This window comes from Burkholderia sp. LA-2-3-30-S1-D2 (assembly GCF_001523915.2).
GTDB lineage: Bacteria > Pseudomonadota > Gammaproteobacteria > Burkholderiales > Burkholderiaceae > Burkholderia > Burkholderia diffusa.
On record NZ_CP013384.1, the window covers coordinates 3308735 to 3332721 of the forward strand.

A 23987-nucleotide genomic window follows, 5' to 3' on the forward strand; every position below is an offset into this window, starting at 1 on the left:
CTTACGCCGGTCGTATTACTTCACGCCGACACCGTCGAAGCGTGCATAGCCGAGCGGCTCGATGCGCATGTCGACCACGTTCTTGCGTACCGGCTGGTAGACCGTCGAGTTCGCGATCGGCGAGAACGGCAGCTGCTGCGCGAAGATCTGCTGGGCCTGCGTGTAGATCTTCGTGCGCGCGTCCTGGCCCGTCGTCGTGCGGCCCTTCTGGACCAACTCGTCGAACGGCTTGTAGCACCAGTGGGAGAAGTTGTTGCCCTTGATCGCCTCGCAGCCGAGCAGCGTGCCGAGCCAGTTGTCGGGGTCGCCGTTGTCGCCCGTCCAGCCGATCAGCATCGTGTCCTGCTCGCCCGTGTGTGCGCGCTTGATGTACTCGCCCCACTCGTACGTGACGATCTTCGCCTTCACGCCGATCTTTGCCCAGTCGGCCTGGATCATCTCGGCCATCAGGCGGGCATTCGGGTTGTACGCGCGCTGCACCGGCATCGCCCACAGCGTGATCTCGAAACCGTTCGGATAGCCTGCCTTCGCGAGCAGCGCCTTCGCCTTCGCGGTGTCGTTCGGCGCCATCTTCAGGTTCTTGTCGTACGACCATTGGGTCGGCGGCATCGGTGCGGTCGCGGCCTGGCCAGCGCCCTGGTACACGGACTCGAGGATCGCCTTCTTGTTGATCGCCATGTCGAGTGCCTGACGCACTTCGAGCTTGTCGACCGGCTTGTGCTCGACGTTGTACGCCAGGTAGCCGAGGTTGAAGCCCGGCTGCGACGGCATGTCGATGCCCGAGTCGGCCTTCAGCGTCGCGATGTCGGCCGGACGCGGATAGCTCATCACCTGGCATTCGTTGCGCTTGATCTTCTGCACGCGCACGCCCGGGTCGGGCGTGATCGAGAAGATCAGCTTCGAGATCTTCACCGCGCCCTTCTTCCAGTAATCAGGATTGCCGTCGAAACGGATCGTCGCGTCCTTCGTGTAGCTGCGGAAGATGAACGGGCCCGTGCCGACCGGCTTCTGGTTGATGTCGGCGGCCTTGCCTGCCTTCATCAGCTGATCGCCGTATTCGGCCGACAGGATCGACGCGAATTCCATCGCCATGTTCTGGATGAACGGCGCGTTCGGCTCGGCCAGCGTGAACTTTACGGTGTACGGATCGACCTTCTCGACCTTCGTGATCAGCTTGTCGAGGCCCATGTCGGTGAAGTACGGGAACGACACCGGGTAGGCCTTGCGGAACGCCTGGTTCGGATCGAGCATGCGCTCGAACGTGAACACGACGTCGTCCGCGTTGAATTCACGCGTCGGCTTGAAGAAGTCGGTCGTGTGGAACTTCACGCCATGGCGCAGGTGGAAGGTATACACCTTGCCGTCGGACGATACGTCCCACTTCTCGGCGAGGCCCGGCTCGACCTTGGTGCCGCCGCGCTCGAATTCGACGAGGCGGTTGTAGACGGTGAATGTGGCGGCGGTGAAATCGACGCCGGTCGTGAATTGCGCGGAATCGAAACCCGCCGGGCTGCCTTCTGAGCAGTAGACGAGCGTTTTGTTCGGGATCTGTGCGAATGCAGAACCCGCGACGCCGAGCGATGCCGCTGCCACGCCTGCAATGGCGGTAACACGCAGGGTGTGCAACAGACGGTTGTATTCCATGTTTCCTCCAGGTCTCCAGATCGGAACCGGTCCCCCCAGGGGCCGGGTACGCGGATATTACTTGAGCTAGCGATTTTGCAACAAGCTGGAGAAAAAACTCTTCTAGACGCATTCACGCGGGTTTTTGCGGATGTCTCGCGCACGCGAAAAGTGCGTCCGCGTGCACGGGCGACGAATTCGTTCATCCCGCGCGTGTTTCCTTCGACAACTAAACAATTCGTTCGCGGACGCGAACGATCGTTGCACCGATTTCGGGGCCGAGGTCCGCATCGTTGCGGATTTCGAAACGATGATCGCGCTGCAGTGCAGCCGTCAGGCCGGCGCGTCGAGATCCGCGCTGCGCGCGGGCACGAACGCGACCGCGACGATCGACAGCGCGAGCCCGGCCATCACATAGTAGGTCGGCGCCAGCGGCGAACCCGTCGCCTTGATCAGCCACGTGACGATGAACTGCCCGAAACCGCCGAACAGCATCACCGCGACGTTGTACGCGATCGACAGCCCCGTCGAGCGCACGTTGGCCGGGAACAGCTCGGCGATCATCGCGCCGAACGGCCCGTAGTAGCCGGCGAGCGTCACCGACAGCACGGCCTGCACCGCGATCAGCCGCCCGATGCTCGGCGCCGCGTCGAGCCACGCGAACAACGGATACATCAGCGCGAGCGTCAGCACGAGCGACCACAGCGACAGCCCCTTGCGGCCGATGCGGTCCGACCACGCGCCCGCGACCGGCGACAGCACCATCAACAGCAGGTTGCCGACGATCACCGCATAGAACGATTCCGCGTACGGCAGCTTCAGCTGCTTCACCGCGAAGGTCGGCAGATAGCTGATCAGCACGTAGATCGTCACCGTCAGCGCGATCACCGAGCCGAGCCCGCACAGCACCTCGCGCGGGTGGCGCGTGAACACTTCGCCGAGCGTCGCGCGGCGTGCGCTTTGCTGCGCATGCAGGAACGCTTCGGAATCCGCGAGATGGCGGCGGATGTAGAAGCCGATCGGGCCGATCACGAGCCCGAGGATGAACGGCACGCGCCAGCCCCAGCTGCGCAGCGCATCGGGCGACAGCCCGCGCGTGACGGCCGCGCCGACGAGCGCGCCGATCAGCAGCGCGGCCGCCTGGCTCGCCATCTGCCAGCTGCCGTAGAAACCGCGCTTGGAGAACGGCGCGGCTTCGATCAAGAGCGCGGTCGCGCTGCCGAATTCGCCGCCCGCCGAGAAACCCTGCAGCAGGCGGCCAAGCACGATCAGGAGCGGGCCGCCGATGCCGATCGCCGCATAGGGCGGTGCGATCGCGAGCAGGAAGATGCCGGCCGTCATCAGCAGGATCACGAGCGACAGCGCGGCCTTGCGGCCCGCGCGGTCGGCGTAAAGGCCGAACACGATGCCGCCGATCGGGCGCATGAAGAACGCCACGCCGAACGTCGCGGTGGTCAGCAGCAGCGACGAGTATTCGCTGGTCGTCGGGAAGAACAGCTCGGCGATCACGACCGTCATGAAGCCGAACACCGTGAAGTCGTACCACTCGAGCGCGTTGCCGATCACGGCCGCCACGACCGCGCGCCGGTTCAGCGCACGCTCGGGCCGGATCGTTTTCGTTGAATTCGCAATCGTCGCCATGCGTGCCTCATCCTCGTGAATTCGCCGTGTCGGGCGACGCGGAGCAGTCTGCCGCGGCGCGCTGGTTTGCAGCGAGTGTAGAAAGCGACGGAACCGTTTTCAAGCAATAAAAACGCCCGCCATCTTTCGACGGCGGGCGTTTTGCGGTTTTCGCCACATTGCGGCATCGCACGATGCCGCACGGGCATCAACCCATCTTCGTGAATGCGCTGCACCAGCCCTTCGCCGACACCTGCTTGCCGGGGAAGGCGCCGCACGGGCCCGAAGCCGAACCCTTCTTGCCCTGGTACAGCATGCAGGCCGCGCAATCCTGGCCCGCCGCGTATTTCGGATACTTCGCCTTGTCGACCTTCGTGGCATCGGCCTTGTAGCCGAGCGCCACCGCGGCCGGATCCGTTTCCGACAGCATCGGCGCATCGGCCAGCGCTTCGCGCGACAGCGCCAGCGCGGACACGGCACCAATGCTCGTAATCAGGAAACTCCGACGGGATGTTTTCATGGGGGACTCGCTCCAACGTTATCGGTTTGAAAGCTGTTCTGGCGACAGCCGTTCGACAGAATAACGCTCAAGCGAATGAATGTGCGCGCCGAAATGCCGGAGATAAGGGATTTCACACGGGGGCTCACACGGAATTCACACGGCTGGTCCGCACGAATACGGGCCGCGTGCGTCACCCATGCGACGTCATGTCGCCAACGCGCTGCGCGAGCGCGAGCGACGCGGTCAGCCCCGGCGACTCGATGCCGAACAGGTTCACGAGCCCGCGCACGCCGTGCTGCGCCGCGCCCTGCACGATGAAGTCGGCCGGCGGCTCGCCGGGCCCCGCGAGCTTCGGCCGGATCCCCGCATAGGCCGGCTGCAGCGCATCGTCGGGTAGCCCTGGCCAGTATGTGCGGATCGACGCGTAGAACGCCGGTGCGCGCGCCGGATCGACTTCGTAGCGCAACGCATCGACCCACTCGACGTCCGGGCCGAAACGGGCCTGCCCGGCCAGGTCGAGCGTAAGATGCACGCCGAGCCCGGCGCGGTCGGGCATCGGATAGACGAGGTGCGAGAACGGCGCGCGCCCGGACAGGCTGAAGTAGTTGCCGCGCGCGAGATAGAGCGGCGGCACCCAGCGCGGGTCGAGCCCGCACGTGCGGCGCGCGAGCGCCTGCGCGCCGAGGCCCGCGCTGTTGATCACGCACGCGGCCTCGATTTCGGTCGGCGCGTCGCCGCCGGTACGCACCACGAAGCGGCCGCCGCGCAGCACGTCGATCGATTCGACCGGGGATTTCACCGCGCACATCGCGCCGTCGCGCTCGGCGTCGCCGAGCAGCGCCAGCATCAGCTGGTGACTGTCCACGATACCGGTGCTCGGCGAGAACAGCGCCTCCGCGCATTCGAGCGCGGGCTCGAGCGTCTGCGCCTCGGCACGCGTGAGCGGCATCAGGTCGAGCACGCCGTTTTCCGCCGCGCGCGCGGCGATCGCCTTCAACTGCTTCACCTGCGCGGCGCTCGTCGCGACGAGCAGCTTGCCCACGCGCCGGTGCGGCACGTGGCGTGTCTCGCAGAACTCGTACAACAGGTCGCGCCCGTGCACGCACGACAGCGCCTTCAGCGAACCGCGCGGGTAATAGAGCCCCGCATGAATCACCTCGCTGTTGCGCGAGCTCGTGCCCGTGCCGATCGCGTCGGCCGCCTCGAGCACGATGGTTTCGCGCCCGCGCGCGGCCAGTTCCCGCGCAATCGCAAGGCCGACGACACCCGCGCCGATCACCACACAGTCCATCTGCTCCATGGCGTTTCGCGCCGCTTGCGCATCGAGGGGAGAGAAGGGAATTGTACGTCCCGGTCCGCCCGCTTGCCGAACGTCTCCGTATCGGCCTGCACGCGCCACGCGGCGAGGCGCGCGCCGCCGGCTCAGAATCCGATCGGCCGGCGCTTCGTCGCGCCCTCGTCGGCGCGGATGTCGGACGGCGCGATCACGTCGCGGCCGCCGAGCCGCGCGGCGCCGAACGCATGCAGCAGCGCACGGCGCATCGTGCGCGGCGGCGTCGCGGCCAGCACGTCGAGCGCGTCGTCGTCGAGCGTGTCGGGGAAGCGCCGCCCCCACGCGTGCGACGTGCGGATCTCGTCGTAGATCGTCTGCGCGATGCGGCGCGCGCCGGCCGCGTCCGGCGGCGCGATCTCGTACACGTTCATCCGGTTCAGCAACGGCTCCGGAATCGCCTGCGCATCGTTCGCGGTCGCGACCCAGATCACGTTGCCCGCATTGATCGGCACTTCGGCGAATTCGTCGACGAACGCGCGCGCGGTGTCGTGCTCGAGCAACGCGTACAGCGCGCCGAGCGGATCGTATTGCGCGTCGCTGCCGGCCTTGTCGATCTCGTCGACCGCGATCACCGGGTTCGCATAGCTGCCGTTGACGAGCGCCTCGAACACCTTGCCGGGCTTCGCGTTCTTCCATTGCGACGACGCGCCCGACAGGATCCAGCCGGCCGTCAGCGAACTCATCGGCACGTAGTGATACGCGGTGCCGAGCAGTTGCGCGAGCGCCTTCGCGAAATGCGTCTTGCCGATGCCGGGCGGCCCGAGCAGCAGGATCGGCATCAGTTCGAGCCGGTCGTCCGTCTCGAGGCACAGCGCGACCTGCTTGCGCACGTCGTCGAGCGGCTCGGTGAAATTGGGCAGCGCGCCGCCGAGTTCGTCGAATGACGGCATCCGGTTCGGCTTCACGCAAAAGCGCAGATTGCCGGTCTTGAGCATCCGCTCGTAGGTGGCGCGCAGTGCGTCGCTCGCGCTCTCGTTCAAGTCGTTCAACGCGGTCTCGACCTGCTCGAGGTCGTACACCGTGCTCAAGGACGCTACCGCCAGTTCCTGTTTCACCATCGCCGTCGTCATACCAACCTCGCTACCGCTACCGTCACACGATCATCAGACCCTTACGATTTCAGTGTAGCGATCCCGCATCGGCGTGCAAGCAAGCAGCCGCCCCGGTCTGCTGCTAACACCACGCGCACACTGCAGCGCCGCGCGGTGCGGCGTATGATCGATGATTCACCGGCCGCCGCGCCGGCCATGCCACGGCGCCCGCGCGGCGCCGTGCGCTTCGTTTCGAAGGTATGCCGATGTCCATCCCTGCTGCCGTCCCGCGCGCCGACACCGATGCGATCGACGCCGTCGACTCCGCGCTCAAGTCGCGCCGCGCGATTCGCGCGTTCCTGCCGACGCCCGTGCCGCGCGACACGCTCGAGGCGATCCTCGAAGCCGCGAGCCGCGCGCCGTCGGGCACCAACATCCAGCCGTGGCGCGTGTACGTCGCGACCGGCGCGACCCGCGACGCACTCGCCGCGGCCCTGAGCGCCGCGTACGACGATCCGGCGCGCGACGAGAAATACGTCGCCGAGTACGACTACTATCCGCGCGAATGGGTGTCGCCGTATATCGACCGGCGCCGCAAGGTCGGCTGGGACCTGTATGGTCTGTTGAACATCGGCCGCGACGAAAAAGCCCGCATGCACGCGCAGCATGCGCGCAACTTCCGCTTCTTCGATGCGCCCGTCGCGCTGTTCTTCACGCTCGACCGCGTGATGACGCACGGCGCATGGCTCGACTGCGGAATGTTCCTGCAGGGCGTGATGACGGCCGCGCACGCACGCGGCCTCGACACCTGCCCGCAGGCCGCGTTCGTGCCGTTCCACCGGATCATCGCCGAGCATCTCGGGATGCCGCCCAATGAGCAGCTCGTCTGCGGGATGTCGCTCGGCCATGCGGACCCGGATGCGATCGAGAACCGTCTCGTCACCGAGCGCGCGAGCGTCGCCGAGTTCGCGCGCTTTTTCGCTTGAAAACGCATGACGCGGACCTACCTTTCGATCAGGACCGGATCGTGCTGCGAACCTGCTGCGATACGTCCTGTCACACCACCGTCCCGATCCATCGGGCGTAAGATGTGCGTCCGTTCCCCGCTACCCCGCGTTTCCGGAGAAGTTTCATGCTGAAACACGGCCTGGCCATCCTGCTCGCGAGCGCCGCGCTCGCGGCCCATGCGCAGAGCCCCGCACCGGCCGTCGTCGCGTGGGAGATCCAGGTGGTGCGCGACGGTCAGACGATCGACACGTTCCAGCAACGCACCACCATGGGTCAAACCCGTACCGACACCCATCGCTACCCGTCCGCCGTGCCCGTCGGCTGCGGCAATGCCGCGCGCGTCGTGCCGACCGAACGCTCGCGCTCGGTGACGGTCGCGCCGCTCACCGTCGACGACGCCGCGCACACGGTGTCGCTCGCGCTCGATGTGCAGGAAACCCTCGACGACGAAAACGCGACGCGCAGCGATCCGTGCCTGCCCGCGTCGCCGCGGCAGATCGTCGCGAGCCATCCGGGCCTGTCGGTCGGCGGCGACGCATGGACCGACTGGACGCTCGTCGAGCAGCGCCCGCATCTCGTCTACCGCGTGCGCGCGCACGTCACGAAGGACTGAGCGCCATGTCCGCCGATGCCCTGTCATTGCCGTTCGCCGAACCGCACGCCGCGCCCGACGAAATCACCGCGGTCAGCTGGAACCTGCACAAGGGCCGCTCGCCGCTCGGCTTCACCGCATGGAACGCGATGCGCAACTGGATGCAGTCGACGCACGCCGACGTGTATTTCCTGCAGGAGGCGATGGCGCGCCGCATGCCGCGCCCGATGCTCGCCCCCGGCTTCGGCGCGCCGATGGACGACACGGTCGACGACGTGTGGCACTGCCAGGCCACCGAGATCGCGCAGGCGCTCGACTGGCAGATCGCGCTCGGACCGAACGTGTTCAAGCCGTCGTGGCGGCACGGCAACGCGATCCTGTCGCCGCATCCGCTCGACCTCGGCGGCCGCTGGGACATCTCCGCGCACCGCTTCGAGCGGCGCGGGCTGCTGGTCGCGCGCGCGACGCTCGCGGGCGCACGGCCCGTCACGCTGCTGTGCGCGCACCTCGCGCTCACGCGCGCGGCGCGGCTGCGCCAGATGCACTGGATCGCGCACTGGATCGTGCGCAACGCGGGCGACGACCCGCTCGTGCTCGCCGGCGACTTCAACGACTGGCGCAACGATTCGGTCGCGCTGTTCGGCGAGATCGGGCTGTCCGAGGTCGCGACGCTGCTCGGCCAGTCGGGCCGCACGTTCCCCGCGTTCTCCCCGGCGCTCGCGCTCGACAAGATGTTCGTGCGCGGGCTGACGCCGCTCGAATGGCAGGCGCCGTCCGGCGAAACCGCGTGGTTGTCGGACCACCTGCCGTATATCGCGCGGCTGCGCCTCGATCCGCAGTGACGCGGTAGCGCGGCAGCAGGGCTGCGCGCTACAGTAGCGATTTGCGCGCCCGCCGCCGCGCCCGCCATGAGTATTCGTGCGTCGCGTTCCTGTTCGGGAGCCCGCGTGCGCAGCGCGGCTATCGCCGCGCGTGGCGTCCACTCGACGCGCTATGCGGCGCCGCGCTCGTCGGCCTGGGCGCGAAGCTCGCGGCCGATCGCTGAAAGCCGGTTGCAAGATTTCGTTGCGCCAAATCCGCGCAGCCGCGCGGGTCAAGCCCGCATCTGCCCCAAGCAGGGTAAAATAACCAGTTCCTCAATCGTCTGTCATCGAGAAGGCGCGTGTCCGACGCGCCGGCCGGCCGATCCGCGATCGGGCCGACGCACTCGGTTTTTTGCCCGTTTTTGGGCCCGTTACACGCGTCCGCTACGCGCGTCCGTTTTCAAAGCCATGAGCAAATACGACACCGCCACCGTCCAATCCGTCCATCACTGGACCGACACGCTTTTCAGCTTCACCTGCACCCGTGAGCCGAGCCTGCGCTTCAACAACGGCGAATTCACGATGGTCGGCCTCGAGGTCGACGGCAAGCCGCTCGCGCGTGCCTACTCGATCGTCAGCCCGAACTACGAAGAGCACCTCGAATTCTTCAGCATCAAGGTCCAGAACGGCCCGCTGACGTCGCGCCTGCAGCACCTGAAGGTGGGCGACTCGGTGCTGATCGGCAAGAAGCCGACCGGCACGCTCGTCGCCGACAACCTGCTGCCCGGCAAGACGCTGTGGATGCTGTCGACCGGCACGGGCCTCGCCCCATTCATGTCGATCATCCGCGACCCGGACATCTACGAACGCTTCGACAAGGTCATCCTGACGCACACCTGCCGCCTGAAGGGCGAGCTGGCGTACATGGACTACATCAAGCACGACCTGCCGGGCCACGAGTACCTCGGCGACATCATCAAGGAAAAGCTCGTCTACTACCCGACGGTCACGCGCGAGGCGTTCGACAACGAGGGCCGGATCACCGACCTGATCGCGACGGGCAAGCTGTTCACGGACCTCGGCGTGCCGGCGTTCTCGCCGGAAAACGACCGCGTGATGCTGTGCGGCAGCACCGCGATGCTGAAGGACACGACGGACCTGCTGAAGCAGGCCGGCCTGGTCGAAGGCAAGAACAGCGCGCCGGGTCACTACGTGATCGAACGCGCATTCGTGGACTGATCGATCCCCGAATTTGTGCAGCATCAAGAACCGGAGCAAAAGCTCCGGTTTTTTTTCGCCCCTACTTGGCGAATTCGTAACAAACCACGATCATTCCATGGCAAATAGTTACATTTTGATACGCACCATCCAGGTGCTTCCGTGTCAGTGTTTTTCCTACAACAGCTTCACTCGGATTATTCACATTTACCCTTAAATGTCCGCCTGGCATGACGTTTTCCAAATTTTTGAGATATTATTCGCCCCGCGCGGTCGCCGATTCGGCGACCATTGGAGGGTCGGACTCAAACGTTACAAGATGTAACTTTTGTTACCTCGGTACGGGGCGATTCTCTGGCGGCTGCCGTCATCGAAACGGCAGCCGATCCAGGCAGCCAGCCGGTGTCCGAACCGCTTTCTGATAGCAGGGAGAGTCATGGTTACGTCGCTCAATGCGCCTACGGGCGCTCACGCCCCGTTCCCGTCGCAGCCGCTCGACTGCGACGCGGCCGCGCCCGTGGCCGAAGCCCTGCCCCAACACGACACGTCCGCCGCCCGGATCGCGGCGCTGTCCCTCCAGCTGATGGTTGCCGACGAGGCGGCCCGCCGCCATCTCGCCGGCGAACTGCATGACGGACTCGGCGCCGAACTCACCGCCGCGCGTTTCGCGCTGGCAAACGTTCAAACGTGGCTACCGGCCGATGCGCCGGACGGCTGCCTGCGCGCGCTCGAGCTGGCGCAGCAGGCGCTCGACTCCGCCACCGACGCCAACCGCCAGCTGATCGACGAGCGCGACACGCCGGCACTCGACGGCGGCGTCGTCGGCGCCCTGTCGGCGTGGGTCGACAGCCACACGGCCCGCACCGGCCTGCGCACGAGCTTCGTCTGCGCGGCCGACGCGCGACTCACGCAACTCGGCGGCGCCGGCGCGCTCGCCATCTTCCGCGTCGCGCAGGAAGCGCTGTCGAACGTCGCGAAGCATGCGCGCGCGACATCCGTCGACGTGCAGATCGACACCGACGACTCGCATATGTCCCTGATCGTCACCGACGATGGGACCGGTCTTGCACGTAACCGGTGCGCCGGCTACGGTCTCGCCGGAATGCGCGCACGCTGCGAGGCGTTCGGCGGCAGCTTCGACGCGAGCGCACCGGAAGCGGGTCGCGGCACGCGCGTCACCGCGCGCTTCGCGTGGGACTCGCTGTTCGCGGAGCCGGCGGCCGCGCGCCGCGCATCGCTTTCGTGAGGCCCTCATGAGCCTGAACATCCTGCTCGTGGACGATCACGCGATCGTCCGGCAAGGGATCCGCCATCTGCTGATCGACCGCGGCATCGCGCGTAACGTGACCGAAGCCGAGACCGGCAGCGATGCGGTGGCCGCCGTCGACCGCCAGGCCTTCGACGTGATCCTGCTCGACATCTCCTTGCCGGACACGAACGGCATCGAGGTGCTCAAGCGCATCAAGCGCAAGCTGCCAGGCGCGCCGGTGCTGATGTTCTCGATGTATCGCGAGGACCAGTACGCGGTGCGCGCGCTGAAGGCCGGCGCGGCCGGCTACCTGTCGAAGACGGTGAATGCCGCGCAGATGATCGGCGCGATCCAGCAGGTCGCGGCCGGCCGCAAGTACGTGAGCCCGGCGATGGCCGAGGCGCTTGCCGAATACGTGTCGTTCGAGAACGAACCGCTGCCGCACGAGAAGCTGTCCGACCGCGAATACCAGACGCTCTGCATGCTGGCGTCGGGCAAGCGCCTCACCGACATCGCGAACACGCTGTCGCTGTCGGTGAAGACGGTCAGCGTGTACCGGTCGCGGCTGCTCGAGAAGATGCGGCTGTCGAACAACGCGGAACTGACGTTCTACGTGATGAGCAACCGGCTCGTCGACATGGCGCCCGCGTCGGGCGCCTGATTCATCGTCCTCGCCGCGCCGGCCGGCTCCGCGCCGGGCCCGGTGCGCCGAACGACGCACACAAGCGCTTGTTTTATCGGACGATTCCCGAGCGCGCCGCTGCGCCGCAGCGGGTCTTCCACGCCAAATCGGCTAAAATTACGGGTTTTCACTCACTCGGCGCCGCCGCGCTCGCGCGCGCTGGAGACTCATCCGCAATGTCCCTCTTCCGCAAGAAAAACGTCGATCGCATGATCGCCGGCGCACACGGCGCCGGGCTCAAGAAAGCGCTCGGCGCAATCGACCTCACCTTCCTCGGCATCGGCGCGATCATCGGCACCGGCATCTTCGTGCTGACCGGCACGGGCGCCGTGCAGGCCGGCCCCGCGCTGATGCTGTCGTTCGTGATCGCCGCGATCGCGTGCGGCCTCGCGGCGCTGTCGTACGCCGAATTCGCGTCGACGATTCCGGTCGCGGGCTCGATCTACACGTACTCGTACGCGACGCTCGGCGAGCTCGTCGCCTGGATCATCGGCTGGGACTTGATGCTCGAATACGGCCTCGCGGCGTCGGCCGTGTCGGTCGGCTGGTCGGGCTACCTGCAGTCGCTGCTGCAGGGCTTCGGGCTCACGCTGCCGACCGTGCTGACGGCCGCGCCCGGCGCGATTCCGGGCGTCGTCACGTGGTTCAACCTGCCGGCGTTCCTCGTGATGCTGGTGATCACGACGCTGCTGTCGATCGGCATCCGTGAGTCGACCCGCATCAACAACATCATGGTGTTCATCAAGGTGTCGGTCGTGCTGCTCGTGATCGCGGTCGGCGTCTTCCACGTCACGCCAGCGAACTGGAAGCCGTTCATGCCGCACGGCTGGAACGGCGTGTTCGGCGCGGCGGCCGTGATGTTCTTCGCGTTCATCGGCTTCGACGCGGTGTCGTCGGCGGCCGAGGAAGTGAAGAATCCGAAACGCGACCTGCCGATCGGGATCATCGCGTCGCTCGCGGTGTGCGCGGTGCTGTACGTGACGGTCGCGGCAGTCGCGACCGGTATCGTGCCGTCGGCGCAGTACGCGAACGTGTCGCATCCGATCTCGTATGCGCTGCAGATCGCCGGCGAGAAGTGGGTCGCGGGCTTCATCGATCTCGGCGCGGTGCTCGGCATGCTGACCGTGATCCTCGTGATGAGCTACGGCCAGACGCGCATCATCTTCGCGATGTCGCGCGACGGGCTGCTGCCGGCGGCGCTGTCGCGCGTGCATCCGCGCTACGCGACGCCGTTCCTGACGACCTGGCTCGTCGGCCTGTTCTTCGGGCTGATCGCCGCGCTCGTGCCGCTCAACGTGCTCGCCGAGCTGATCAACATCGGCACGCTCGCCGCGTTCTCGATGGTGTCGATCGCGGTGCTGGTGCTGCGCCGCACGCACCCGGAACTGCCGCGCGCATTCCGCTGCCCGGGCGTGCCGGTGGTGCCGATCCTCGCGGTCGGCGCGTGCCTGTTCCTGATGCTGAACCTGCAACCCGTCACGTGGGCCGCGTTCGGCATCTGGCTCGTCATCGGCCTCGTGATCTACTTCCTGTATTCGCGGCACCACTCGAAGCTCGCGCACGGTCAGCACGACGCGCATTGACCGCCGTCGCTGCGCGCGCACGCCGCGCGCAGCGGCACGACGCCACGCCGGGCCGTCACCGGCCCCGTGGGCGCCCCCTCCCCGCCCGAACCCGCCCGGCCATCGGCGCCCCTTGAGCGTGGCGCACCACACGCACCACACGCACCACACGCGCCGCCGCGCCCCGCCCGCACCCGATCGCTGTCCGATCGCTGTCCGATCGTCGCGATTTCTTGCCCGATCGTCCGGATTTGCGCGCACGATTTGCACGCTGCCAGCACGCGCGCGCCGGGCGGTTCATAATCCGGCCATCGAACGACGGCCCGGCCCGGCGGGCCGTCCGGCAACAGGAACGGAATGATGGAAAGCGTCGATCTCGATGTACTGAAATCCAGCGCGCGCTGGCTCGACGAAGGGCGCCGCGTGCTGCTCGTGACGGTCGTGAAGACGTGGGGCTCGTCACCCCGCCCCGAGGGCGCGATGCTCGCGGTGCGCGAGGACGGCCTCGTGGTCGGCTCCGTGTCAGGCGGCTGCATCGAGGACGACCTGATCGCCCGCGTGCATGCGAGCGGGATCGCGGCCGATGCACGCCCGGAAGCCGTCAAGTACGGCGTGACGGCCGAGGAAGCACACCGCTTCGGGCTGCCCTGCGGCGGCACGATCCAGCTCGTGCTGGAGCCGCTCACGCCCGACAGCGGGATCGCCGCGCTGTGCGCGGAAGTCGAGGCCGGCCGCCTCGTCACGCGCACGATGACGCTCGCGACCGGCCGCGCGTCGCTGTCGCCCGCGCAGGCGACCGACGGGCTCGCGTTCGACGGCGACCGGCTCGTGACGATACACGGGCCGCGCTACCGGATGCTCGTGATCGGAGCGGGGCAGTTGTCGCGCTATCTGTGCCAGATCGCGGTCGGGCTCGATTATCAGGTGACGGTCTGCGATCCGCGCGAGGAGTACACGGATGCGTGGGACGTGACGGGTACGCGCGTCGTACACACGATGCCCGACGACACGGTGCTCGACATGAAACTCGACGCGCGTTCGGCCGTGATCGCGCTCACGCACGACCCGAAGCTCGACGATCTCGCGCTGATGGAGGCACTGAAGACGCCCGCGTTCTATGTGGGCGCGCTCGGCTCGCGGCGCAACAACGCCGCCCGGCGCGAGCGGCTGCTCGAATTCGACCTGAGCGAGGCGGAACTGGCGCGGCTGCACGGGCCGGCCGGCATCTACATCGGCAGCCGCACGCCGCCGGAAATCGCGATCTCGATCCTCGCCGAGATCACGGCCGCGAAGAACAACGTGTCGCTGCCGACGATCCTGCAGGTCGAGGGCGCGAAGGCCGCCCGCGAGATCGCGGCGAACAGCGGCGCGACCTGCGGCCTCTGAAGCTGGTTGCCCCGTGGCGCATGGCCGTGCCGGAGGCCGTCATGCGCCGGCGGACAACCGGCGCACGTCGATGGTCAAGTCAGGCGAGACCCGCGGCGAGCGCCGCGGCGACGGAGCCTGCCACCAGCACGACGCCGACCGTGCGGCGCTTGTTCAGCTCCGTCCACAGCAGCACGCCCGTCAGCGACAACAGGATCAGCGAACCGGCGATCGTGTCCATCAGCAACACCCAGCCGAGATTCATGCCGACGCCGCGATGCAGGTTGTTCAGCGTGGTCAGGAACGTATTGCCGGTGCGCTTCACCGATACGTAGCCATTGCCGACCCAATATTCGGCCTGCAGGTTCTGGTGCGGACCGAACAGGCCCATCTGCCAGTGCTCCGGCTGCATCACGCGCTTGTCGCCCCAGGCGACCGGCTGCGCAGGCTCCTTGCGCACGCGGCCCGGCCGGCCGTCGAAGTGCAGTTCGTGCTGCAGCCACTTCGTCATCGCGGCCGGCGACTTCGGCGCCGGATCCGGCAACGCGATCTGCATCTGCTCGACCTGCGGTTCGCCGGTCGGGATCTTCAGCGGCGGCGCACGGTGGTTGAGCAGCACGCCCGTCACGCCGAACAGCAGCCCGAGCACCGCGCCCCAGAGCCCGACCCAGCCATGCACCTTGCGCAGCCATTTGATGAAGGTCGCGCGGCGCGAGCGCCGGCGGCGCGTCGCCAGTTCGGCGTCGCTCAGGGGCCGTGCAGCCGGATGCAGCACGGTGACGCCCGCTGGGGGTCTGCCCGCCTGCGGCGGGGCGATCGTTTCGGGCGCGTTCACGCGAGAGTATCCATTCGTTCAAAGCAACGGGCAGCGCACGAAAAACGCGCGCCGCCCGGATAACATGAAAATGAGAATGGATATCATTACACAAATGACGCGCCCGCTCAATCCCACCGCGAACGTCGACCGACAAGAATATCAGGCGATAACCGACGAAGCGCGCGGATTGCACGCCAATCCAGGTCAATAGAAGGAAATGCCGGCGAAATTATCGTGAAAGACTGTGACAGCATCTCGCAAGGAAAGGAAAACGGGCCGGCGAACGCTCAGCGGCGCAGCGGCGGTAGCGGAAAGTGCGGGGCGACGTCGCCCGGCCCGGGCTCGATCCGATCGAGCGCGTACAGCCATGCCAGCAAATCCGCGACGGCCTGGTAAAGCTGCGGCGGAATCCGGTCGTCGAGATCGACCTGCATCAGCAGCGATACCATCTCCGGCGCGGTATGCACGTACAGCCCGGCATCCCGCGCACGAGCGACGATCATCTCGGCGAGCAGGCCGTACCCCTTCGCAACCACGCGCGGCGCGGTATCGCCCCCCTTCGGATCGTAGACGAGCGCGGTCGCGCGCTTGCGGGACGCCATGCTCATCGCGGCACCTCGTCGTCGGCGCCTGGCGTGCCGCCCGCCGCGCTGCGCGCATACGCGGCGGCGGCTGCCTGCGCGACGAGCGGGTCGAAGCCGTCCGGTTCGTCGCCGACCGCACGGATCGACAGTCCGCCGAGCTGCAGCCCCGATCCCTCGAACCGCTGCCGCAGCGCGGCCTCGTTCCGCGTGAGCCGGTCGGCGCCGGCCGAATTCGCGCGCAGTCGCGCGACGAGTTGCGCGCCATTGAGCACCAGCTCCGCGTCGACCGTGCCGAGCGACGGTAACGTGAGCGTCAGCCGCGTGCGCCATGCGATCCCGCTCCCTGCATCGTCGCCGCCGCGCGACGCGTGGCCGCCCGGATCGTCGGGCTCGATCGTCCAGTCGAGGCGCGCCCCGGGCCACGCCTCGCCCGCCCAGCGGAACTGGTCGGTCGCGAGCGCATCGAGCTGCTGCCGGACGATCGGCACGGCGGCCGGATGTACGGGAGCCGGTGCCTGCGCCTGCGGATCGGCCGACGCGGCGCCCAGTTCGGCGCGCGCGGGCGTCCAGCGCGTGTCGGGGCGGTCGCCGAGCGGGTCGGTCGTCGCGGCCGTGGCCGACGCCGCACCTTGCCGAGCGGCGGCAGCCGCGTTCTGTGCAAGCTCGCGCGGCACCGCACCGCCGGACGCGGGCGTGCCCGGCTGCGTGGCCGTTCGCGCCGTCGTCGGTAGCGGCAGGCGCTGCGCGAGCAGTTCGTCGAGCACGTCGGGTGCATCGTGCTGCGCGGCATCCGGGGCGGGCTGCACCGGCGCGGTCGTGAGCCGCGCCTGCGGTTCGCGCATCAGCGCGGCGAGCGGGCGCTGGCCGGCCAGCCACTGCGCGAGATGGGATTCGTAAAAGAGGCCGCTTTCGCTCACGGCCTGCGCGAGCGCCGCACGCAGCGCCGCGACGGGCGGCGCGGCCGCCGCATCGCGCGCGGCCGCGACGTCAGACGCAGGCGTTGCAGTGGAAAGCGTGGCGGCGGACGCAGCCGGACCGGCGGCCGGCTGCCCGTCCGGCGGCACGGCCGCCGCCGTGCTCAGCAACACGGCAGGATCGGCCAGCAGCGGCGTGCGCCCGGCGATCACGGGCGTCGCGATGCCGCCCGAGCGCGAGATCGCGTCGAGCACGAGCGCGACCTCGGACAGCGCGGTCTGCGCGGATGCCGGTGGTGCCGCCGGCGGAGCCCCTGTCGAAGACGGCGACGACGCGCCGGCGCCCGGCGTGCCGACCTGCGCGGTCGCGCCGCCGCCAGCGGGCGCCGTCACGGAGCCGGTCAGCAGGCTGTCGAGGCGACTCGCCAGCAGGGCGGCCGCAACGGAGTCGATACCGGTCATGATCGGAGCCTGCTCACCTCAGCCACATCGTTGGGAAGCCGGGCAGGCGGCAACCGCCGCCCCGGCAAACGGGCACTACCCGCGAGCGCGGTAGAGATCGGTCAATACCTGGGTCGAGCGCCGCGCCTCGAACAGCGCGGACAGCCGGGCGACTTCCGGGCTCGCGAGATCGCGGATCGCGGCGTCGTCGGCGAGGATGCGGCGGATCAGCCCGAGCTTGCGACCGAGGTCGGCCTGGTCGAGCGCGACGCCCGGATCGGCCTCCTTCAGCCCATCGACGAGACGCAGGAATTCGGCCTGCAACTCCGGCAGCGCGCTCCACTCCGCGCCGCGCGCCGCGGACAGCATGCGGCCCGAAACGGCCGCGAGCGCCTCGTAGCGAGCGAAGTATTCGGCCTTGAGATTCATCGTGCCGCGCCCGCCGCCTGTTGCGCGGCCATGCGCGCGACTTCCGGAGCGATGCCCGTCCACGCTTCCTCGAGCGTCGCGAGCAACCCGTCGACCTCGACCAGCATCGCGTCGCTCGCGTGCATGTTGGCTTCCAGCAGGCGCCGGCCGATATACGTGTACAGCGCGTCGAGGCGCCCGGCGATCTGGCCCCCCGCGTCGCGGTTCAGCGACGCCTGCAGGCCGCTCTCGACGATCCCGATCGCCTTGCCGATCGCTTCGCCGCGTGCGGGCACGTTGCCCTGCTGCAGATGCATGCGCGCGAGCGCGATGGCCTGGCGCGCGCCCTGGTACAGCATCGCGATCAGCCGGTGCGGGGAGGCGCCCATCACCCCCGTCTCGACGCCGACACGCGCGTATGCACTGGCTCCAGCGTGTCCTGGGGAAAACATGCGCTTCTCCTTGTGTTGCGTTGGCTATGCGGTGGCCGCCGCGCTGCAATGCATGAAGCGGCCTTCTTCCAGAGTTATCGGAAGGGAATTGAAAAGCTTTAGGCGCACGGGCCGCCGGCCGGACCGGCAGGCCGCTCACCGGGCGCGTCGCCGGTCAGCCGCCCGCGGATGTCCGTCACCGGCTGGCCGTCCCGGGTTGCCGGGCCCGTCACACGGACATCTGCATGATGTCGTTGTAGGCGCTCACGAGCTTGTTGCGGACCTGGAGCCCGAACTGGAAACCGATGTTGGCCTTCTGCATGTCGACCATCACGTCGTTCAGCGACACGTTCGCCGCGCCGACCTCGAACGCCTGCGCCTCGCCGAGCGCGTGCTTCTGGTCGCCGCTGATCTTGTCCAGCGACGCCTTCATCGCGCTCGCGAACGTGCCGGCCGTCGCCGCGCCCGAACCGGCGAGCGCCGCCGTCGGGCTCGCGACGCCGCCGTTCGCCTGCGCGGCCATCGCCTGCATCTGTTGCAACACCGAACCGATTCCGCTGACGTTGGCAGCCATGCTGTCCCCAGACATATGAGAGTAGAGACCCGGACGCACCGGGCGCTCCGACGGCGCCGCACGACGCGCACCATGCCGGATCGCGAAAAAGGATAGCAGCGCGGCGCGCGCCAAAGCCGCGAAAGTACGGGGGAAACCCCGCTCTTTTCAGTCGATCGGAGTCGCGCTCCGGTCCCGATAATCGCATCGTGTCATTGTCCGTCCGCTCGTCCGAGCGGCTCAGTCGTCCCGCTCCGGAGAAATTCCACGCATGGATTCGCAGGCCAACTCGCTGATCAACCCCGACGCCCGCACGGGCCTCGCCAGCCCGGTGCCAGGCGCCACCGCGGCCGCCGCGTTGCCGGGAGCGGGCGGCGCCGGCGCGGACTTCGGGTTCGGCGGCTTCGCGGAACGCATCCCCGGCATCACGCGGATGAAGGGCAACCCGAAACTGCCGTTCGTGATCGCCGTCGCGCTCGCCATCGCCGCGATCACCGCGCTCGTGCTGTGGAGCCGCGCGCCCGACTATCGCGTGCTGTACAGCAACCTGTCGGACCGCGACGGCGGCGCGATCATCACCGCGCTCCAGCAGGCAAACGTTCCCTACAAGTTCGCCGACGCCGGCGGCGCGATCCTCGTGCCGTCGAACCAGGTACACGAAACGCGCCTGAAGCTCGCCGCGATGGGCCTGCCCAAGGGCGGCTCGGTCGGCTTCGAGCTGATGGACAGCCAGAAATTCGGCATCAGCCAGTTCGCCGAGCAGGTGAACTACCAGCGCGCGCTCGAAGGCGAGCTGCAACGCACGATCGAGTCGATCAACGCCGTGAAGACGGCGCGCGTGCATCTGGCGATCCCGAAGCCGTCGGTGTTCGTGCGCGACAAGGAAGCGCCGAGCGCATCGGTGTTCGTCGATCTCTACCCGGGCCGCGTGCTCGACGAGGGCCAGGTGCAGGCGGTCACGCGGATGGTGTCGTCCGGCGTGCCCGACATGCCGGCCAAGAACGTGACGATCGTCGACCAGGACGGCAACCTGCTGACGCAGACCGCGTCGGCCACCGGCCTCGACGCGAGCCAGCTCAAGTACGTGCAGCAGGTCGAGCACAACACGCAAAAGCGCATCGACGCGATCCTCGCGCCGATCTTCGGCACCGGCAACGCGCGCTCGCAGGTCAGCGCGGACATCGATTTCTCGAAGCTCGAGCAGACCTCGGAAAGCTACGGCCCGAACGGCACGCCGCAACAGGCCGCGATCCGCAGCCAGCAGACCAGCAGCGCGACCGAACTCGCGCAGGGCGGCGCATCGGGCGTGCCGGGCGCGCTGTCGAACACGCCGCCGCAGCCGGCCTCCGCGCCGATCGTCGTCGGCAACGGCCAGAACGGGCCGCAGTCGACGCCCGTCAGCGACCGCAAGGACCAGACGACCAACTACGAACTCGACAAGACGATCCGCCACGTGGAGCAGCCGATGGGCAACGTGAAGCGGTTGTCGGTCGCCGTCGTGGTCAACTACCAGCCGGTCGCCGACGCGAAGGGCCACGTGACGATGCAGCCGCTGCCGCCCGCGAAGCTCGCGCAGATCGAGCAGCTCGTGAAGGACGCGATGGGCTATGACGAGAAGCGCGGCGACTCGGTCAACGTCGTGAACAGCGCGTTCTCGACCGTCAGTGACCCGTACGCCGACCTGCCGTGGTGGCGCCAGCCGGACATGATCGCGATGGCGAAGGAAGCCGCGAAGTGGCTCGGCATCGCGGCGGCCGCGGCGGCGCTCTATTTCATGTTCGTGCGCCCGGCGATGCGCCGCGCGTTCCCGCCGCCCGAGCCGGCCGCACCGGCACTCGCGGCGCCGGAGGATCCGGTCGCGCTCGACGGCCTGCCCGCCCTGGAACAGGCGGACGAGCCCGATCCGCTGCTGCTCGGTTTCGAGAACGAAAAGAACCGCTACGAACGCAACCTCGACTACGCGCGCACGATCGCCCGCCAGGATCCGAAGATCGTCGCCACCGTCGTGAAGAACTGGGTGTCCGATGAACGCTGAAGGCCTGACCAAGAGCGCGCTGCTGCTGATGTCGATCGGCGAGGAAGAGGCCGCTGAAGTATTCAAGTTCCTCGCGCCGCGCGAGGTGCAGAAGATCGGCGCCGCGATGGCCGCGCTGAAGAACGTCACGCGCGAGCAGGTCGAGGGCGTGCTGCAGGAGTTCGCGAAGGAAGCCGAGCAGCACACCGCGCTGTCGCTCGATTCGAGCGAGTACATCCGCTCGGTGCTGACCAAGGCGCTCGGCGAGGACAAGGCCGGCGTGCTGATCGACCGGATCCTGCAGGGCAGCGACACGAGCGGCATCGAGGGCCTGAAGTGGATGGACTCGGCCGCCGTCGCGGAACTGATCAAGAACGAGCATCCGCAGATCATCGCGACGATCCTCGTGCACCTCGACCGCGACCAGGCGTCCGAGATCGCGTCGTGCTTCACCGAGCGGCTGCGCAACGACGTGATGTTGCGGATCGCGACGCTCGACGGCATCCAGCCGGCCGCGCTGCGCGAGCTCGACGACGTGCTGACCGGCCTGCTGTCCGGCAGCGACAACCTGAAGCGCAGCCCGATGGGCGGCATCCGCACCGCGGCCGAGATCCTGAACTTCATGACGAGCAATCATGAGGAAGGCGTGCTCGAAAGCGTGCGCCAGTACGACGCCGACCTCGCGCAGAAGATCGTCGACCAGATGTTCGTGTTCGAGAACCTGCTCGACCTCGAGGATCGCGCGATCCAGATGGTGCTGAAGGAAGTCGAGTCGGAAACGCTGATCATCGCGCTCAAGGGCGCGCCGCCCGCGCTGCGCCAGAAATTCCTCGCGAACATGTCGCAACGCGCGGCCGAACTGCTCGCCGAGGATCTCGACGCGCGCGGCCCGGTGCGCGTGTCCGAAGTCGAGACGCAGCAGCGCCGCATCCTGCAGATCGTGCGCAACCTCGCCGAGAGCGGTCAGATCGTGATCGGCGGCAAGGCGGAAGACGCGTATGTCTGATTCCGCGCGCGAGCACGCCGGCACCCTCACCGCATACCAGCGGTGGGAGATGGCGTCGTTCGATCCGCCGCCGCCCCCGCCGCCGCCCGACGATGCGGCAGCGGCGGCGGCCGCGCTCGCCGAGGAACTGCAGCGCGTGCGCGACGCCGCGCATGCCGAAGGCCATGCGGCCGGCCACGTCGAAGGCCAGGCACTGGGTTACCAGGCCGGGTTCGATCAGGGGCGCGAACAAGGCTTCGAGGCCGGCCAGGCCGAAGCACGCGAACAGGCCGCGCAGCTTGCAGCGCTGGCCGCGTCGTTTCGCGAGGCCGTGTCGGGCGTCGAGCACGATCTCGCGTCCGAGCTCGCGCAGCTCGCGCTCGACATCGCGCAGCAGGTCGTGCGCCAGCACGTGAAGCACGATCCGGCCGCCCTCGTCGCGGCCGTGCGCGACGTGCTCGCCGCCGAGCCGGCGTTGTCCGGCGCGCCGCATCTCGTGGTGAATCCGGCCGACCTGCCCGTCGTCGAAGCCTATCTGCAGGACGATCTCGATACGCTCGGCTGGAACGTGCGCACCGACGCCTCGATCGAGCGCGGCGGCTGCCGCGCGCACGCCGCGACCGGCGAGGTCGACGCGACGCTGCCCACCCGCTGGCAGCGCGTCGCCGCCGCGATCGGCAAGGTGAGCGCATGGTGACGCCCACGCCCGAATCGGTGCTGCACGACGGGATGACACCGCTCGAGCGCGAACTCGCACTCGCGTCGTTCGGCCCCGATGCGTCGTTCGACCTCGAAGCGTCGCATGGCGCCGCGCACGGCACGCACGCGCCCGCGACAGATGCCGCCGGCGATGCGCCGCGCGCGCCGCACAATCCGCACCTCGCGCACTGGCGCACGCACCTGAACGGGCTCGCGGCCCGCAGTCACCGCGCGCTGCCGCTGCGCCCGTGCGGGCGCCTCACGCGCGCCGCGGGCCTCGTGCTCGAGGCGATCGGGCTGCGCCTGTCGGTCGGCGCCGAATGCACGATCGAATTGCCGCCCGGCAGCACGCTGCCGCACGCGGAAGCGGAAGTCGTCGGCTTCGCCGGCGATCGCCTGTTCCTGATGCCGACCACCGACGTCGCAGGCGTCTTGCCCGGTGCGCGTGTGTGGCCGCAGGAAAGCGCGCCCGTCGCCGATCCGCTCGCTGGTGCGAAGCGGCTGCCGGTCGGCTGGGAAATGCTCGGGCGCGTGGTCGACGCGTCGGGCCGCCCGCTCGACGGCCTCGGCCCCCTCGCGTCGAAGGTCGACGCACCGCTGTCGGCGCCGTCGATCAACCCGCTCGATCGCGAGCCGATCCATCACGTGCTCGACGTCGGCGTGCGCGCGATCAACGGGCTGCTCACCGTCGGCCGCGGGCAGCGGATGGGCCTGTTCGCGGGTTCCGGCGTCGGCAAGTCGGTGCTGCTCGGCACGATGGCGCGCTACACCAGCGCGGAAGTGATCGTGATCGGGCTGATCGGCGAACGCGGCCGCGAAGTGAAGGAATTCATCGAACAGATCCTCGGCGAGGACGGGCTCGCGCGCTCGGTCGTCGTCGCAGCGCCGGCCGACGTGTCGCCGCTGCTGCGGATGCAGGGCGCGGCCTACGCGACGTCGCTCGCCGAGTATTTCCGCGACCAGGGCAAGCACGTGCTGCTGCTGATGGATTCGCTGACGCGTTACGCGATGGCGCAGCGCGAGATCGCGCTTGCGATCGGCGAGCCGCCCGCGACCAAGGGCTATCCGCCGTCGGTGTTCGCGAAGCTGCCCGCGCTCGTCGAGCGCACCGGCAACGGGCCCGAAGGCGGCGGCTCGATCACCGCGTTCTACACGGTGCTGACCGAAGGCGACGACCAGCAGGACCCGATCGCCGATTCGGCGCGCGCGATCCTCGACGGCCATATCGTGCTGTCGCGCGCGCTCGCCGAAGCCGGCCACTATCCGGCGATCGACATCGAGGCGTCGATCAGCCGCGCGATGACCGCGCTGATCGACGAAACGCATCTCGACCGCGTGCGGCAGTTCAAGCAGATGCTGTCGCGCTACCAGCGCAATCGCGACCTGATCGCGGTCGGCGCCTATGCGCCCGGCCGCGACGCGCAGCTCGACCGCGCGATCGCGCTCTACCCGCGCATCGAATCGTTCCTGCAGCAGGGCTTTCGCGAATGCGCGCCGTTCGCGTCGAGCCTCGGCGCGCTCGATGCGCTGTTCGACGTACACGGAGGCTGACC

General features: G+C 68.3%; 23 protein-coding genes and 1 pseudogene. 13 read left to right on the forward strand and 11 right to left on the reverse strand.

From position 1 onward, the window contains the following. Positions 1 to 15: 15 nt before the first annotated feature. The 5 genes from WS66_RS28370 to WS66_RS28390 all read right to left on the reverse strand — a co-directional run bounded on the left by WS66_RS28370 (position 16) and on the right by WS66_RS28390 (position 6148). Positions 16 to 1644: an ABC transporter substrate-binding protein gene (locus WS66_RS28370; protein WP_059607397.1), complete on the reverse strand. Its 1629-nt coding sequence runs from the start codon at positions 1642 to 1644 to the stop codon at positions 16 to 18. 312 nt (positions 1645 to 1956) lie between these two features. Further along, positions 1957 to 3264 (reverse strand): MFS transporter, encoded by a 1308-nt coding sequence (locus WS66_RS28375; RefSeq protein ID WP_059607399.1) that lies wholly within the window; start codon positions 3262 to 3264, stop codon positions 1957 to 1959. 187 nt (positions 3265 to 3451) lie between these two features. After that, entirely contained in the window at positions 3452 to 3763 is a 312-nt protein-coding gene (locus WS66_RS28380; RefSeq protein ID WP_059508331.1) for a high-potential iron-sulfur protein, read from the reverse strand. A gap of 172 nt (positions 3764 to 3935) precedes the next feature. After that, on the reverse strand, positions 3936 to 5045 hold the full coding sequence (locus WS66_RS28385; RefSeq protein WP_059607401.1) for an NAD(P)/FAD-dependent oxidoreductase: 1110 nt from the start codon (positions 5043 to 5045) through the stop codon (positions 3936 to 3938). A gap of 122 nt (positions 5046 to 5167) precedes the next feature. After that, positions 5168 to 6148, reverse strand: coding sequence for an AAA family ATPase (locus tag WS66_RS28390; protein WP_059607402.1), 981 nt, complete (start codon positions 6146 to 6148; stop codon positions 5168 to 5170). Positions 6149 to 6375: 227 nt separating this feature from the next. On the opposite strand from WS66_RS28390, the gene WS66_RS28395 reads away from it, so the two are divergent. From WS66_RS28395 to WS66_RS28435, 9 genes and pseudogenes are all read left to right on the forward strand, one after another. After that, on the forward strand, positions 6376 to 7095 hold the full coding sequence (locus WS66_RS28395; protein WP_059607546.1) for a nitroreductase: 720 nt from the start codon (positions 6376 to 6378) through the stop codon (positions 7093 to 7095). A gap of 146 nt (positions 7096 to 7241) precedes the next feature. Beyond that, positions 7242 to 7730 carry a hypothetical protein gene (locus WS66_RS28400; protein ID WP_059607404.1) on the forward strand — a complete coding sequence of 163 codons (489 nt, stop codon included), beginning with the start codon at positions 7242 to 7244 and terminating at the stop codon, positions 7728 to 7730. A 5-nt stretch (positions 7731 to 7735) separates the two neighbouring features. Then, positions 7736 to 8551, forward strand: a complete 816-nt coding sequence (locus tag WS66_RS28405; protein WP_059607406.1) for an endonuclease/exonuclease/phosphatase family protein — start codon at positions 7736 to 7738, stop codon at positions 8549 to 8551. A 71-nt stretch (positions 8552 to 8622) separates the two neighbouring features. After that, positions 8623 to 8754: pseudogene (locus WS66_RS28410) on the forward strand (LysE family translocator); the annotation flags it as partial. 226 nt (positions 8755 to 8980) lie between these two features. Continuing rightward, positions 8981 to 9751, forward strand: coding sequence for a ferredoxin--NADP reductase (locus tag WS66_RS28415; protein ID WP_059535031.1), 771 nt, complete (start codon positions 8981 to 8983; stop codon positions 9749 to 9751). Positions 9752 to 10166: 415 nt separating this feature from the next. Beyond that, positions 10167 to 10976: a quorum system sensor histidine kinase RqpS gene (gene rqpS, locus WS66_RS28420; RefSeq protein WP_059607408.1), complete on the forward strand. Its 810-nt coding sequence runs from the start codon at positions 10167 to 10169 to the stop codon at positions 10974 to 10976. A 7-nt stretch (positions 10977 to 10983) separates the two neighbouring features. After that, positions 10984 to 11640, forward strand: a complete 657-nt coding sequence (gene rqpR, locus WS66_RS28425; protein ID WP_059607410.1) for a response regulator transcription factor RqpR — start codon at positions 10984 to 10986, stop codon at positions 11638 to 11640. Positions 11641 to 11837: 197 nt separating this feature from the next. Continuing rightward, on the forward strand, positions 11838 to 13244 hold the full coding sequence (locus WS66_RS28430) for an amino acid permease (protein WP_059607413.1): 1407 nt from the start codon (positions 11838 to 11840) through the stop codon (positions 13242 to 13244). Between the two features lie 339 nt (positions 13245 to 13583). Next, positions 13584 to 14609, forward strand: a complete 1026-nt coding sequence (locus WS66_RS28435) for an XdhC family protein (RefSeq protein WP_059607548.1) — start codon at positions 13584 to 13586, stop codon at positions 14607 to 14609. 79 nt (positions 14610 to 14688) lie between these two features. Here the strand turns inward: WS66_RS28435 and WS66_RS28440 are convergent, their stop codons facing one another. The 6 genes from WS66_RS28440 to fliE all read right to left on the reverse strand — a co-directional run bounded on the left by WS66_RS28440 (position 14689) and on the right by fliE (position 18757). Then, complete coding sequence (locus WS66_RS28440) at positions 14689 to 15423, reverse strand: PepSY-associated TM helix domain-containing protein (RefSeq protein ID WP_059607415.1); 735 nt, start codon at positions 15421 to 15423, stop codon at positions 14689 to 14691. 269 nt (positions 15424 to 15692) lie between these two features. Beyond that, positions 15693 to 16013, reverse strand: coding sequence for an EscU/YscU/HrcU family type III secretion system export apparatus switch protein (locus WS66_RS28445; protein ID WP_059607417.1), 321 nt, complete (start codon positions 16011 to 16013; stop codon positions 15693 to 15695). Next, on the reverse strand, positions 16010 to 17365 hold the full coding sequence (gene fliK / locus WS66_RS28450; RefSeq protein WP_059607420.1) for a flagellar hook-length control protein FliK: 1356 nt from the start codon (positions 17363 to 17365) through the stop codon (positions 16010 to 16012). The genes WS66_RS28445 and fliK overlap by 4 nt, the downstream gene beginning before the upstream one ends. Before the next feature lie 75 nt (positions 17366 to 17440). After that, a complete protein-coding gene (locus WS66_RS28455) occupies positions 17441 to 17773 on the reverse strand; it encodes a flagellar protein FliT (RefSeq protein WP_059607422.1) in 333 nt (110 codons plus the stop codon). Further along, positions 17770 to 18204, reverse strand: a complete 435-nt coding sequence (gene fliS / locus WS66_RS28460; RefSeq protein ID WP_059535013.1) for a flagellar export chaperone FliS — start codon at positions 18202 to 18204, stop codon at positions 17770 to 17772. Before fliS ends, WS66_RS28455 begins: the two co-directional genes overlap by 4 nt. Positions 18205 to 18412: 208 nt before the next feature. After that, on the reverse strand, positions 18413 to 18757 hold the full coding sequence (fliE, locus tag WS66_RS28465) for a flagellar hook-basal body complex protein FliE (RefSeq protein ID WP_059607424.1): 345 nt from the start codon (positions 18755 to 18757) through the stop codon (positions 18413 to 18415). A 250-nt stretch (positions 18758 to 19007) separates the two neighbouring features. Here fliE and fliF point away from each other — a divergent pair, with 250 nt between their 5' ends. The 4 genes from fliF to fliI are packed head-to-tail and all read left to right on the forward strand — an operon-like array spanning position 19008 to position 23985. Continuing rightward, positions 19008 to 20771 carry a flagellar basal-body MS-ring/collar protein FliF gene (gene fliF / locus WS66_RS28475; RefSeq protein WP_059607425.1) on the forward strand — a complete coding sequence of 588 codons (1764 nt, stop codon included), beginning with the start codon at positions 19008 to 19010 and terminating at the stop codon, positions 20769 to 20771. Then, a complete protein-coding gene (gene fliG / locus WS66_RS28480; protein ID WP_059468597.1) occupies positions 20761 to 21756 on the forward strand; it encodes a flagellar motor switch protein FliG in 996 nt (331 codons plus the stop codon). The genes fliF and fliG overlap by 11 nt, the downstream gene beginning before the upstream one ends. Next, entirely contained in the window at positions 21749 to 22432 is a 684-nt protein-coding gene (gene fliH / locus WS66_RS28485) for a flagellar assembly protein FliH (protein ID WP_059607427.1), read from the forward strand. Before fliG ends, fliH begins: the two co-directional genes overlap by 8 nt. Then, on the forward strand, positions 22426 to 23985 hold the full coding sequence (gene fliI / locus WS66_RS28490) for a flagellar protein export ATPase FliI (protein ID WP_059607429.1): 1560 nt from the start codon (positions 22426 to 22428) through the stop codon (positions 23983 to 23985). Before fliH ends, fliI begins: the two co-directional genes overlap by 7 nt. Positions 23986 to 23987: the final 2 nt, after the last annotated feature.

What these genes read in the sequence shown, in the direction of transcription:
- rqpR (WP_059607410.1), top strand. Translation starts at nt 10,984, where the DNA reads ATGAGCCTGAACATCCTGCTCGTGGACGATCACGCGATCGTCCGGCAA.
- fliI (WP_059607429.1), top strand. Translation starts at nt 22,426, where the DNA reads ATGGTGACGCCCACGCCCGAATCGGTGCTGCACGACGGGATGACACCG.
- WS66_RS28375 (WP_059607399.1), bottom strand. Translation starts at nt 3,264, where the DNA reads ATGGCGACGATTGCGAATTCAACGAAAACGATCCGGCCCGAGCGTGCG.
- fliH (WP_059607427.1), top strand. Translation starts at nt 21,749, where the DNA reads ATGTCTGATTCCGCGCGCGAGCACGCCGGCACCCTCACCGCATACCAG.
- WS66_RS28400 (WP_059607404.1), top strand. Translation starts at nt 7,242, where the DNA reads ATGCTGAAACACGGCCTGGCCATCCTGCTCGCGAGCGCCGCGCTCGCG.
- fliS (WP_059535013.1), bottom strand. Translation starts at nt 18,204, where the DNA reads ATGTTTTCCCCAGGACACGCTGGAGCCAGTGCATACGCGCGTGTCGGC.
- WS66_RS28385 (WP_059607401.1), bottom strand. Translation starts at nt 5,045, where the DNA reads ATGGAGCAGATGGACTGTGTGGTGATCGGCGCGGGTGTCGTCGGCCTT.
- WS66_RS28415 (WP_059535031.1), top strand. Translation starts at nt 8,981, where the DNA reads ATGAGCAAATACGACACCGCCACCGTCCAATCCGTCCATCACTGGACC.
- fliF (WP_059607425.1), top strand. Translation starts at nt 19,008, where the DNA reads ATGGATTCGCAGGCCAACTCGCTGATCAACCCCGACGCCCGCACGGGC.
- fliK (WP_059607420.1), bottom strand. Translation starts at nt 17,365, where the DNA reads ATGACCGGTATCGACTCCGTTGCGGCCGCCCTGCTGGCGAGTCGCCTC.
- WS66_RS28390 (WP_059607402.1), bottom strand. Translation starts at nt 6,148, where the DNA reads ATGACGACGGCGATGGTGAAACAGGAACTGGCGGTAGCGTCCTTGAGC.
- WS66_RS28405 (WP_059607406.1), top strand. Translation starts at nt 7,736, where the DNA reads ATGTCCGCCGATGCCCTGTCATTGCCGTTCGCCGAACCGCACGCCGCG.
- rqpS (WP_059607408.1), top strand. Translation starts at nt 10,167, where the DNA reads ATGGTTACGTCGCTCAATGCGCCTACGGGCGCTCACGCCCCGTTCCCG.
- WS66_RS28370 (WP_059607397.1), bottom strand. Translation starts at nt 1,644, where the DNA reads ATGGAATACAACCGTCTGTTGCACACCCTGCGTGTTACCGCCATTGCA.
- WS66_RS28380 (WP_059508331.1), bottom strand. Translation starts at nt 3,763, where the DNA reads ATGAAAACATCCCGTCGGAGTTTCCTGATTACGAGCATTGGTGCCGTG.
- WS66_RS28395 (WP_059607546.1), top strand. Translation starts at nt 6,376, where the DNA reads ATGTCCATCCCTGCTGCCGTCCCGCGCGCCGACACCGATGCGATCGAC.
- WS66_RS28455 (WP_059607422.1), bottom strand. Translation starts at nt 17,773, where the DNA reads ATGAATCTCAAGGCCGAATACTTCGCTCGCTACGAGGCGCTCGCGGCC.
- fliG (WP_059468597.1), top strand. Translation starts at nt 20,761, where the DNA reads ATGAACGCTGAAGGCCTGACCAAGAGCGCGCTGCTGCTGATGTCGATC.
- WS66_RS28430 (WP_059607413.1), top strand. Translation starts at nt 11,838, where the DNA reads ATGTCCCTCTTCCGCAAGAAAAACGTCGATCGCATGATCGCCGGCGCA.
- WS66_RS28435 (WP_059607548.1), top strand. Translation starts at nt 13,584, where the DNA reads ATGGAAAGCGTCGATCTCGATGTACTGAAATCCAGCGCGCGCTGGCTC.
- fliE (WP_059607424.1), bottom strand. Translation starts at nt 18,757, where the DNA reads ATGGCTGCCAACGTCAGCGGAATCGGTTCGGTGTTGCAACAGATGCAG.
- WS66_RS28445 (WP_059607417.1), bottom strand. Translation starts at nt 16,013, where the DNA reads ATGAGCATGGCGTCCCGCAAGCGCGCGACCGCGCTCGTCTACGATCCG.